The organism is Caloramator australicus RC3 (assembly GCF_000297115.1).
Classification (GTDB): Bacteria; Bacillota; Clostridia; order Clostridiales; family Caloramatoraceae; genus Caloramator; species Caloramator australicus.
On the sequence record NZ_CAKP01000033.1, the window covers coordinates 1 to 12,164 of the forward strand.

Annotated in this window: 11 protein-coding genes, 4 tRNA genes and 3 rRNA genes; all 18 read left to right on the forward strand. The window is 34.0% G+C overall.

The annotated features are described in order from the left end of the window. Positions 1–457, forward strand: a 23S ribosomal RNA gene (locus CAAU_RS03575); the annotation flags it as partial. Between the two features lie 14 nt (positions 458–471). Continuing rightward, positions 472–588: ribosomal RNA gene (gene rrf, locus CAAU_RS03580) — 5S ribosomal RNA — on the forward strand. A gap of 5 nt (positions 589–593) precedes the next feature. After that, positions 594–670: transfer RNA gene (locus tag CAAU_RS03585), tRNA-Ile, on the forward strand. A 6-nt stretch (positions 671–676) separates the two neighbouring features. Beyond that, positions 677–752 (forward strand) — tRNA-Ala (locus tag CAAU_RS03590). Positions 753–880: 128 nt separating this feature from the next. Further along, on the forward strand, positions 881–1,762 hold the full coding sequence (locus CAAU_RS03595; protein ID WP_008908074.1) for a DMT family transporter: 882 nt from the start codon (positions 881–883) through the stop codon (positions 1,760–1,762). After that, the gene (locus CAAU_RS03600; RefSeq protein WP_008908075.1) at positions 1,737–2,297 is read left to right on the forward strand and encodes a uracil-DNA glycosylase; all 561 of its coding nucleotides are present in this window, start codon (positions 1,737–1,739) and stop codon (positions 2,295–2,297) included. The genes CAAU_RS03595 and CAAU_RS03600 overlap by 26 nt, the downstream gene beginning before the upstream one ends. Positions 2,298–2,339: 42 nt before the next feature. After that, the gene (locus tag CAAU_RS03605) at positions 2,340–2,564 is read left to right on the forward strand and encodes a DUF3892 domain-containing protein (RefSeq protein WP_008908076.1); all 225 of its coding nucleotides are present in this window, start codon (positions 2,340–2,342) and stop codon (positions 2,562–2,564) included. A 411-nt stretch (positions 2,565–2,975) separates the two neighbouring features. Then, positions 2,976–3,563, forward strand: coding sequence for a uracil-DNA glycosylase (locus tag CAAU_RS03610; RefSeq protein ID WP_008908078.1), 588 nt, complete (start codon positions 2,976–2,978; stop codon positions 3,561–3,563). Continuing rightward, positions 3,564–4,925, forward strand: coding sequence for a UDP-N-acetylmuramoyl-L-alanine--D-glutamate ligase (gene murD / locus CAAU_RS03615; RefSeq protein WP_008908079.1), 1,362 nt, complete (start codon positions 3,564–3,566; stop codon positions 4,923–4,925). A 4-nt stretch (positions 4,926–4,929) separates the two neighbouring features. Next, complete coding sequence (locus CAAU_RS03620) at positions 4,930–5,607, forward strand: Crp/Fnr family transcriptional regulator (RefSeq protein WP_008908080.1); 678 nt, start codon at positions 4,930–4,932, stop codon at positions 5,605–5,607. Between the two features lie 11 nt (positions 5,608–5,618). Beyond that, a complete protein-coding gene (locus CAAU_RS03625; RefSeq protein ID WP_008908081.1) occupies positions 5,619–6,464 on the forward strand; it encodes a MurR/RpiR family transcriptional regulator in 846 nt (281 codons plus the stop codon). 146 nt (positions 6,465–6,610) lie between these two features. After that, positions 6,611–8,110: a gluconokinase gene (locus tag CAAU_RS03630; RefSeq protein ID WP_008908082.1), complete on the forward strand. Its 1,500-nt coding sequence runs from the start codon at positions 6,611–6,613 to the stop codon at positions 8,108–8,110. A gap of 16 nt (positions 8,111–8,126) precedes the next feature. Continuing rightward, on the forward strand, positions 8,127–9,470 hold the full coding sequence (locus tag CAAU_RS03635; protein WP_008908083.1) for a GntP family permease: 1,344 nt from the start codon (positions 8,127–8,129) through the stop codon (positions 9,468–9,470). Positions 9,471–9,577: 107 nt separating this feature from the next. Beyond that, complete coding sequence (gnd, locus tag CAAU_RS03640; protein ID WP_008908084.1) at positions 9,578–10,474, forward strand: phosphogluconate dehydrogenase (NAD(+)-dependent, decarboxylating); 897 nt, start codon at positions 9,578–9,580, stop codon at positions 10,472–10,474. Positions 10,475–10,750: 276 nt separating this feature from the next. After that, positions 10,751–10,826: transfer RNA gene (locus tag CAAU_RS03645), tRNA-Lys, on the forward strand. 5 nt (positions 10,827–10,831) lie between these two features. Next, a tRNA-Leu gene (locus CAAU_RS03650) sits at positions 10,832–10,915 on the forward strand. Positions 10,916–11,028: 113 nt separating this feature from the next. Beyond that, complete coding sequence (locus CAAU_RS03655; protein WP_008908085.1) at positions 11,029–11,484, forward strand: VanZ family protein; 456 nt, start codon at positions 11,029–11,031, stop codon at positions 11,482–11,484. Positions 11,485–11,742: 258 nt separating this feature from the next. After that, a 16S ribosomal RNA gene (locus CAAU_RS03660) occupies positions 11,743–12,164 on the forward strand; the annotation flags it as partial.

The following is a 12,164-nucleotide window of genomic DNA, read 5'->3' on the forward strand; positions in this document are numbered from 1 at the left end:
CTCGGGGATAACAGGCTGATCTCCCCCAAGAGTCCACATCGACGGGGAGGTTTGGCACCTCGATGTCGGCTCGTCGCATCCTGGGGCTGAAGTAGGTCCCAAGGGTTGGGCTGTTCGCCCATTAAAGCGGCACGCGAGCTGGGTTCAGAACGTCGTGAGACAGTTCGGTCCCTATCCGTCGCGGGCGTAGGAAATTTGAGGGGAGCTGTCCTTAGTACGAGAGGACCGGGATGGACGAACCTCTGGTGCACCAGTTGTCATGCCAATGGCACAGCTGGGTAGCCAAGTTCGGACGGGATAAGCGCTGAAGGCATCTAAGCGCGAAGCCCACCCCAAGATGAGATTTCCCACGCGGAAGCGGTAAGACCCCTGGAAGACTACCAGGTAGATAGGCCAGAGGTGTAAGCGTCGTAAGGCGTTTAGCTGACTGGTACTAATAGGTCGAGGGCTTGATCTTATTGTGCAGTGTAATCCGGTGGTGATGGAGGTAGGGAAACACCCGTTCCCATTTCGAACACGAAGGTTAAGCCTACCTACGCCGATGGTACTAGGCTGGAGACGGCCTGGGAGAGTAGGTGACTGCCGGGTAATTAGGGCCTTTAGCTCAGCTGGCTAGAGCAACCGGCTCATAACCGGTCGGTCCGGGGTTCGAGTCCCTGAAGGCCCACCATTTTGTGGGGGTGTAGCTCAGTTGGGAGAGCACCTGCCTTGCAAGCAGGGGGTCAGGAGTTCGAATCTCCTCATCTCCACCATTTTTACATATGAAAGGCGTCTATCACTTAAGGAAAGCTTAGGTGGTAGGCGCTTTTCTATATTGTTATTGTTTTATTTTGTTTTTGATGATAATATTAAACTGTAGCAAAGTTTTGGGAGGATAAACATGGGTGCAAATTTAAACGAAAGAAAAGGAGCAATTATTCTTCTTATTTTATCATCTATTCTTTGGAGTCTTGGTGGTGTTTTTATTAAACTTGTTAATTTAAACCCAATTGCTATTGCTGGATTTAGAAGTATTATTTCTGCTATATTCATTATTTTGGTTACAAGAAGATTTAAATTTGATTTCTCAAAAGATCAAATAATTTGTGCAATATTTTATTCCCTAACTGTATTTTTATTTGTAGGTGCAACAAAACTAACAACAGCTGCAAGCGCCATAATGCTTCAATATACAGCACCGATATACGTTGCTTTTCTAAGTTATGCACTTTTAAAGGAAAGAATTTTAATGATTGATTGGATTAGTTCTTTTTTTGTGATAATAGGAATGCTTTTGTTTTTTATTGGAAAACTAAGCTTTAATAATATGTTGGGAAATTTACTTGCTATATTAAGCGGTATAAGCTTTGCCGGACTTGCAATTTTCATGAGAAAACAAAAAGATAAATCTCCTATTGATTCAATAATCATTGGAAATATTTTAACAGGAATAGTTGCGTTGCCTTTTAGTTTTAATAAGGTTCCAGATAAATTTAGTATTTTTGGGCTTATATTGCTTGGAACAATACAATTAGGACTTCCATATATACTTTATTCAAGGGCAATAAAATCTATAAATGCCTTTGAAGCTGTTTTAATACCAGTTATTGAACCTATTTTAAACCCTGTTTGGACTTTAATTGTTTTAAATGAAAGGCCTACAGTTTGGACGATTTTTGGAGGAACAATAGTATTATTATCGGTTACTATAAATCAGATATATAAAATAAATACAGCAAAAAAATTAGGTGATACGTATGGAGGACAAACTCAATCAACTTAAAAGTATAGTATTGCAGTGCAAAAAATGCAGGTTAAGCAGTAAAAGACATAAGGTTGTATTTGGAGAGGGAAATCCTAATGCTAAGATAATGTTTATTGGTGAAGGACCTGGAGAAGACGAAGATAAAACAGGAAGGCCCTTTGTTGGAAAGGCAGGACAGCTTTTAACAAAAATGATAGAAGCAATTGGCCTTAAAAGAGAAGAAGTTTATATTGCAAATATAGTAAAGTGTAGACCTCCAAACAATAGAGTTCCCTACGATGATGAAGCCATAAATTGTATTCCCTACCTTAGGAAACAAGTTGCACTAATACGTCCTAAAATAATAGTTTGTCTTGGAGCAACGGCCGCAAGGCATATAATAGATAAAAATATTAGAATTACAAAGGATAGGGGAATTTGGGTAAAAAAAGGCGAATTTTTAATTATGCCTACTTATCATCCATCAGCCCTTTTAAGGGACCCTTCAAAAAAGAAGGAGGCATGGGAGGATTTTAAAAAGATAAGGGAAGAGTTACAAAGGTTAAATGCATAAAATACATCTTCCTTGGGATAATATACTCAAGGAGGGATAATTATGCATAGGATTACAGGAGTTAAGCATGACGAAAAGGGAGAAATAGTTGCATATAGACTTGATAATGGTCAGGTAGTTTCTAAAGAAGAAGGTATAAGGCTTGCAAGTGAAGGACAAATAGAAGGAGTTAGGGTTGGAACGTCTAAGAAAGGCGAAAAATACTTAAGAAGCCTTCCTGATGGCAAGGATGAAAACAACCTTGATAATCTTCCAGAAATTCAATAGGTGGCATTGCCACCTATTTCAGACTGTTGAAAAAGTTGTTTTTTTGATAAGCCCCATGAAGGATTTCCCTGGCATTCGCTCATTTCGCTAAGCAATTCTAAGCTTTTCTTTGTTTTCAAAAGTCCTACCCTCGTGAGCCGACATCCGTGTCGGCCACTCGGCTCTGCACGTCCGTGTGCAGAATTACGGACTTTTGAAAAGTCGAAAAGCAAGAATTACTAGAGCTCATGAGAGATGCCTTTTTGAAATCCATTCACGGGGCTCTTGCAAAGTCTAAACACCAATGAGAGTTTGTCTACAATCTGCAATAGGTGGCATTGCCACCTATTTTGTTTTGCAATTTGATATGAGGGTGATTCTTGAGAATGAATATCTTTGTGATATAATCAAATTAGAAAGGAGTATAAGGATATGGATATTAATATTGATGCTTTAAAAGAAGAATATATTAAGAAATTAAAAGATGAATTAGGAATAGAAAAAAAGGTGGTATTTGGAGAAGGAGCTAAAAATGCCAAGATAATGCTCATAGGTGAAGCACCCGGAAGATTCGAAGAGAAAATTGGAAGACCCTTTGTAGGACAGGCAGGAAAGAATTTGGATGAGTTTTTGAATATATTAGGACTTAATAGAGACGATTTATACATAACAAATGTGGTTAAATTTAGGCCGACAAAGAAAGATGCTAAGACGCAAAGATTATCAAATAGAGCACCGAATAAAAAAGAGATAGAACTTTCAAAGGAGTTTTTGATTAAGGAAATAGAGTTTATAAAACCCAAAATTATTGTAACTTTGGGCAACGTCCCACTTAAAGCATTGTTGTATGATAAGGCAAGCATTGGTGAGTATCATGGTAAACTGGTAAATTTAGATAATAAAAAAATATTTCCTCTTTATCATCCAGCTAGCATAATTTATAACCGAAGTTTATATGATGTTTATTTGGAGGATTTAAAAAAGTTAAGAAAAGTATTAGAAGGAGAGGAGTATATATAGATGGATTTTAATAAGTTTAAAGAGTTTATTAAAGGAAAGAAGGTAGCTGTTGTAGGAGTTGGAATAAGCAACAGACCACTTATAAAAAAGCTTTTAGAATATGGTGCTGATGTTACTGCCTTTGATAAAAAGGAAGATTTTGAAGGAAAAGAAGAGCTTCAAAAATTAGGTGTAAAATTAGTTTTAGGAAAGGATTATCTAAACACTATAGATGAGTATGAAGTAATTTTTAGGACCCCATCTTTGCTTCCTACCAATGAATTTTTAATGAAGGCACATGAAAAAGGAGCATATATTACATCGGAGATTAGAGAGCTTGTTAAATATTGCAAGGGTAAGATTTTTGGAATTACGGGAAGTGACGGTAAAACAACAACCACCACCTTAATTTATGAAATGCTAAAAAAGCAAGGGTATAACGTATTTCTTGGTGGAAATATAGGTATTCCTTTGTTTGAGAAAATAGAAGAAATTAAAGAGGATGATTATGTTGTATTGGAGCTCTCAAGCTTTCAACTTATGGATTTTGATGTATCTCCAATAGTTTCTGTTATAACCAATTTAAGTCCAAATCACCTTGATTATCATAAGGATATGGAGGAGTATGTAAATTCTAAGAAAAATATATTTTTACATCAAAATGAAAGAGGCATAACTATTTTAAATAAAGATAATGAAATAACTTATTCTATGAGGGATGAGGTTAAGGGAGAGATAAGATTCTTTAGCATGAAGGAAAAGGCCTTTTCCTATTATGATAATGGAAAACTTTATGTTAACGATGAATTCATATGCCATAAGGATGAGGTTAGGCTTTTAGGGATGCATAACATAGAAAATCTTTTGACAGCATTTGCTGCTGTATATGGTTTTGTTTCAATTGAAAACATGAGATATGTTGCAATGAATTTTGGTGGGGTTGCCCATAGAATCGAGTTTGTAAGGGAAATAAATGGAGTCAAGTTTTATAATGACTCTATCGCATCAAGTCCAACAAGAACTTTAGCAGGACTTAATTCCTTTGACAGAAAGGTTATTTTAATAGCGGGAGGATATGATAAAAACGTTCCCTTTGAGCCCCTTGCTGAGAAAGGTATAGATAAAATAAAAACTTTAATTCTTTTAGGAATGACGAAGGATAAAATAAAATCAGCATTTTTAGATGTGATGAATAAAACAGGAAAAAGGGTTGATATTATAGAGACGAATTCCCTTGAAGAGGCTGTAGAGAAGGCCTATGAGGTTGCTGAATATGGGGATATAGTTACTTTATCTCCTGCCTGTGCTAGCTTTGACATGTTTAAAAATTTTGAAGAAAGAGGAAATAGATTTAAGGAAATAGTTTTAAACCTGAGGGGGTAAAATTGTGGAGAACACTTTCTTAAAAAAGATTGCCATATTTTCTGATTTGGATGAAGGCTCCCTAGAAAGAATAGCATCTTTAATTAATGAAAGAAGATATCAAAAAGGAAGTCTTATCTTTATGGAGGGGGAGGAGGCAGAGGCGGTATATTTTATTAAAAAGGGGAAGGTTAAGATTTTTAAAACAGGACAAGATGGAAGGGAACATATAATAAATATATTGCCTGAAGGAGAGGTTTTTGCAGAATCATGTTTATTTGGATTAAATAAATATCCCGCCAGTGCAGAGGCCTATGAGGATATCGAGGCTTTATTGATTAAAATAAAGGATTTTGAAAAACTTCTTGAGGAATATCCTAAAATATCTATAGGAATAATAAAGGCTATGGGAAAAAGGCTTCAGATGGTTTCAAAAAAGATAGAAAATTTAGCCCTAAGGGATGCTTATGGTAAAACGGCGATGCTTCTTATGGATTTAATCTTAAAAAAACATTCAAAGCTTTATGATGGACTTGAATTTGATACTGACTTATCAAGACAAGAGATGGCAAGCATGGTTGGACTTACAAGGGAAACCTTTACAAGAGCCCTTACAAAACTGAAAGAATGCGGTGCAATAGACTTTGAAAGGGATAGAATAAAAATAATTAGTGTAGATAAGCTAAAGGATTTTATAGAATAAAGAGGGATAATATGGAACAGAATTGTATTCAAAGGATTCGAGACATTTATAGTTCCCTTAAGGGTGCAGAGAAAAAAGTTGCTGAATATATTCTTAAAAATCCAAAGGATATTATTCATTTTTCAATAACTGAATTATCCGATGTAGTGGGATGTGGAGATGCTACAATTATAAGATTATGTAAGAAATTAGGTTATAAAGGATATCAGGAATTAAAAATTAAAATTGCAAGCGAAGTTATATCTCCAATTGAAGACATTCATGAGGAGATAAAAGAAGATGATGATGAATTTATAATAATGCAAAAGGTTTTTAACTCAAATATTTATTCTCTAAACCAAACATTAAAGCTTAATGATTATAACCTTATTAAAAAGGCCATTGATATTTTGCTTAAATCAACTAAAATTGCTTTTTTTGGAATGGGAGGATCTGCAGCCCTTGCCTATGATTTTTATCATAAATTTTTGAGAACGGGGAAATGGGTGGAGTTTTCTGATGACGGACATGTTCAAGCAATGATTGCTTCTCGTTTAAGTGATAAGGATTGTATTATAGCAATATCTAATACAGGAAGCAATAAAGAACTTATCGAAAATATAAACATTGCAAAGAGTAATGATACAAAGATAATAACCATAACAGCTAATAACAAATCTCCAATTTCTAAGGTTTCAGATATTGTTTTAATATCCTATGGAAAAGAATCTGATTTTAAAAGCGAAGCCATGGAATCTAGGATAAGCGCATTAAGTTTAATTGATACTATATTTGTTGGATACTGTATGAGGGATAAGGATAATTATATAAAAAATCTTAAAAAGGTAAGAAACGCAATAGCATTAAAAAGATTTTAACTGCCATTTGGCAGTTTTTTTGTTATAAATTATTGCTTTTTAGAATATAATGGAATATAATTAAAGAAGAAAATCTTCATAATAGTATTAATTTTCATTATTTTTTATTATAAAACGAAGAAAATTTTCATAAAAGGGGTATGGGTATGGCAAGATATTACGTAGGTATAGATATTGGGACAACAAGCACAAAAGGGGCTCTTTTTGATGAATATGGATGTGTAATAAAAAAGATTTCCAAGGAATATGGAATAATATCTCTTCAAAATGGATTTATGGAGCAAAATCCAGATGAAATTTTTGATGCTGTTGTTTATGTATTAAAAGAATTGATTTTAAATAAAGAAAATGATATAGAATTTGTTTCCTTTAGTTCAATGATGCATAGCATTATGGCAGTTGATAACCATGGATATCCCTTAACAAATTGTATTATTTGGGCCGATAATAGATCTTCAAGTTATGTGAAGTCTTATAAAATCAATGGAGTAGGTCTTAAATATTACACAAAGACAGGAACACCGATTCATGCGATGTCACCATTATATAAGCTGATGTGGTTAAGGGACAATGAAAAAGATGTTTTTGATAGAGCATATAAATTCATATCAATTAAAGAGTATGTGCTTTATAAGTTATTTAACGAATATGTTGTAGATTATTCAATAGCATCGGCAACAGGTTTGTTTAATATATTTGACTTAAAATGGGATGAAGAAATACTAAGTGATATAGGAATTAAAATTGATAAGTTTTCAGATACTGTTGAAACAACTTTTTCTTTAAAAAAATTAAAAGATGAATATAAGAAATTTTTTAATCTAAATAAAAATGTTCATTTTGTTGTAGGAGCAAGTGATGGATGCTTAGCGAATTTGGGTTCGGGCGCAATAGATAATAAAACAGCCGCTATAACTATTGGAACAAGTGGAGCAGTTAGGGTAGCCTTTGATAGACCTTATTTAGATAATGATGCTAGAATATTTTGTTATTACTTATATAAAAACAAATATATTATTGGCGGAGCAATTAATAATGGTGGAATAGCATACAAATGGTTTAAAGATACATTTGCAGATGAAGAACAACATAGAGCTAAGGATTTAAATATTGATGTTTACGAGTTACTTAATGAATACGTAAAAAATACTCCAATAGGCAGTAATGGAGTTATGTTTTTACCATTTTTATCCGGAGAAAGATCTCCTTATTGGAATTCAAATCTTAAAGGGACATTTTTAGGAATAAAAACAATAAATAACAAAAAAGATTTTACAAGAGCCATAATTGAAGGAATTTGTTATTCAATTAGAGATGTATATGAAATAATAGAAGAATTTGGCGAGATAAATAATGTTAAAGCCAATGGTGGCTTTGTTAAAAGTAATATATGGATACAAATACTAAGTGATATTATAGGGACAAAAATTGAAATAACAGAAGATTTCGACACGCCAGTTATTGGTGCATACATATTAGGATTATTATCTAATAAGGAGATAAGTAGTATAGAAGATGGAATAAAATTTGTAAAAACCACTAATAAATATAATCCAAATATTCAAAATAAAAAAATATATGATTATCTTTTTTCAATATACAAAGAGGCTATAAATGGGCTTATGCCTATTTTAGAAAAATTATAATTTTGGGGGGGTTTAAATGTCAAATGCTACGTATCTTACACTAATTGTTATCATTGGAGTTTTAGCTTTATTATTTCTGGTAATGAAGCTAAAAGTCCAAGCTTTTGTAACTTTACTTATTGTCAGCATGGGTGTTGCACTTGCAGCCGGAATGCCTCTTGATAAGATCATGGGATCAATTCAAAATGGTATGGGTGGAACTTTAGGATTTATTGCAGTAGTAGTAGGACTTGGTTCAATGTTTGGACAAATGCTTGAAGTGTCAGGAGGGGCTGAAAGACTAGCAAGAACATTAATAAAATGGTTTGGAAAAGAAAAAGCTTCTTGGGCATTAATGATTGCAGGATTTATTATTTCAATTCCAGTATTTTTCGATGTTGGGTTTATTATTTTAGTTCCTATAGTTTATTCACTTGCTAAAGAAACTAAAAAATCATTATTGTTTTATGGTATTCCATTATTAGCAGGGTTAGCAGTAACTCATACTTTTGTTCCACCAACACCAGGACCTGTGGCTGTTGCTCAACTTTTAAATGCTGATCTTGGAAAAGTAATTTTTTACGGTTTATTAGCTGGTATACCTACTGCAATTGTTGCTGGACCAATCTTTGGTAAGTATATTTCGAATAAGATATATGTTCCAGTTCCAGAATATATGATAAAAGAAACAGAAAATGATAAGAAAGAAGATAAAGATTTACCAAGTTTTGGATTTGTATTGTTTACTATTTTGTTACCAATAGTATTGATTTTACTAAATACTTGGTCAAGTGCATTTCTACCTAAAGAAAGTTTTACAAGAATCTTCTTAGGATTTATTGGACATCCATTTGCTGCTTTATTAATTGCAACTCTTGTAGCATTTATTGGCCTTGGGACTTATAGAGGAATGTCTAAAGAAAAAATAAATGAAATTGCGACATCGTCTCTTGCACCTGCAGGATTAATTATTCTTGTTACTGGTGCTGGTGGAGTGTTTAAACAAGTTTTAATAGATAGCGGGGTTGGAAAACTTTTAGCTGAAAGTATTGCAAATTCTAATATAAATCCTATATTTTTAGCATTTTTAATAGCAGCTATAGTTAGAATAGCTCAAGGTTCTGCAACAGTTGCTATGATGACAGCTGGTGGTATTATGGCACCAATGTTGCCTTCCTTTAATATCGACCCAGCATGGATTGTTATTGCTATAGCGGCTGGATCAACTATATTATCACATGTGAATGACAGTGGATTCTGGTTAGTAAATAGATATTTTGGAATTTCAGAGAAGGATACATTAAGATCATGGACAATAATGGAAACAATAATTGCTGTAGTTGGAGTAGTTTGTGTATTTATTTTTAGTTTGTTTATATAATTTTTAAGAGGGGAATAATTCCCCTCTACTATTGTTAATTTTAAAATTAATTTAAGTATATGACTTTGGAAGCTACAAAAATTAGACGATTTATGGAGGTGTTTTTTATGGAAATAGGTTTAATAGGTCTTGGAAGAATGGGTTACAATTTAGCACTTAATATGAGGGATAAAGGACATAGTGTTGTGGCATATAATAAAACAATTGATAGAATAAAGGAAGCGGAAAAGGAAGGAATAATAGGAGCATACAGTATAGAAGAGTTAGTTAATAAACTTAAAAAAAGAAGGGTAATATGGCTTATGGTTCCAGCAGGAGATGTAGTTGATGAAATTATAGACCAATTAATACCTTATCTTGATGAACATGATATTATAATAGATGGTGGAAACTCATATTACAAAGATAGCATAAGAAGATATAACTATCTTAAAGAAAAGGGAATTGATTTTTTAGATGTTGGAACAAGTGGTGGAATAGAAGGTGCAAGATATGGTGCCTGCACAATGATAGGTGGGGATGAAGAGGTTTTTAAATACATCAAAAATCTATTTAAGGATATAAGCGTAGAAAACGGATATTTGTATACAGGAAAAGCGGGTTCAGGACATTTTGTAAAAATGGTTCATAATGGAATTGAGTATGGAATGATGCAGGCGATTGCAGAAGGATTTGAAATTCTTGAAAAAAGCCAATTTGATTTAGATTTTAAAGAAATAGCAAGGGTATGGAACAACGGGTCGGTTATAAGAGGATGGCTCATGGAATTAACTGAAAAGGCTTTTAGTAAAGATCCTAAACTTGAAGGTATTAAAGGAGTAATGTTTTCTTCAGGGGAAGGTCTATGGACCGTTCAAGAGGCTTTAAGCTTAAAAATTCCAGCACCAGTTATAACTGATGCGTTATATATGAGATATCGATCAGAGATGGAGGATACATTCTCTGGAAAAGTCGTAGCTGCACTGAGAAATGAATTTGGGGGGCATGAGGTTGTAAAAAAATAAAGCATAAAAGCAAAGGTGGTTGAATGTAAAAGATTGCTTTCCTTATAGTGACTTTTGATGATTTTATCATATTACACTAACAAATCCCTTAACTAAAAGTTTAACTTTAATTTCATTTATTAGAATAATTTGTAAAACAAGTATATAAAAATATAGAAGATAATATATAATGATTTACTTTAAAACAAGATGAATAAAGGTTAACTAATATTTTGAGCTTCAATTTTAAAGTATTGACAAAAAGTTATTATCATGTTAATATATTAAACGTTGTGTGAGCCACTAGCTCAGTCGGCAGAGCACAAGACTTTTAATCTTGGTGTCCGGGGTTCGATTCCCCGGTGGCTCACCAAATATGCGGGCGTGGCGGAATTGGCAGACGCACTAGACTTAGGATCTAGCGCCTCGTGCGTGGGGGTTCAAGTCCCTCCGCCCGCACCAGATGCTCTAGAGAAGTTTCTCTAGAGCATTTTTTTATATATACTTGTGGAAAATTATGTTAGTCTAAATTATAATCATGTATGATAAAAGTATTGGTAAGGTAAGGGGATAGGATGAAAAGAAGATATATTAAATGGATTTTAGTTTTTATTTGGGCAATAGTTATTTTTATTTTTTCAAGTCAAAATGGTGAAATTTCAAGTCAAAACAATAGATTTATTATTGAACTATTTAAAAAAATAGGAATTGATATTAATACATTATTTAGTGTTAATGCTGATTTTATTGTAAGAAAAATGGCCCATTTTACTGAGTATTTTATTTTTTACCTTCTATTATTTAATGCTCTTATTGATGACTTTATATTTAATAAAAGCCTTTTAATTTCAATCATAATTACATTCATATATTCAGTATCTGATGAATTTCATCAAAGTTTTGTTCCTGGAAGATCTCCTACATATAAAGATGTATTAATTGATACTGCTGGTGGTTTGGTTTGCATGATATTTATTTACCTTTGGAATCTAATAAGAAAATTTGCTGTTTCTAAAAACAACATCACCTAGCGTATCTATATTAGTAATATAGAGAAAAACAAAGAAATATAGAGAAAATGAAATTTAATTTTGTTAAATAGATAAATATAAAAAGGTATAAAAGGATAATACATGATAATATATTAAAGTCGTCGCGAGGGCGGCGAGAAAAAAGAAAAAAGATATTGACAAAGAGAGAAAAGCGTGATAAGATAAGAAACGCTGATTGACCTTTGAAAACTGAACAGTGGCGAAGCGACCAGCAGTAATTTAAGAAGCTAAGGATTTAAACATAAGAGTTTGATCCTGGCTCAGGACGAACGCTGGCGGCGTGCCTAACACATGCAAGTCGAGCGGAGATGCCAAGGAGCAATCCAAGGTGTCTTAGCGGCGGACGGGTGAGTAACACGTGGGTAACCTACCCCAAGGAGGGGGATAACAGGTCGAAAGACCTGCTAATACCGCATAAAGCTTGTGTGTCGCATGATACATAAGCCAAAGGAGGAATCCGCCTTGGGATGGGCCCGCGGCCCATTAGCTAGTTGGTGAGGTAACGGCTCACCAAGGCGACGATGGGTAGCCGGCCTGAGAGGGTGGTCGGCCACACTGGGACTGAGACACGGCCCAGACTCCTACGGGAGGCAGCAGTGGGGAATATTGCGCAATGGGGGAAACCCTGACGCAGCGACGCCGCGTGAGCGAAGAAGGCC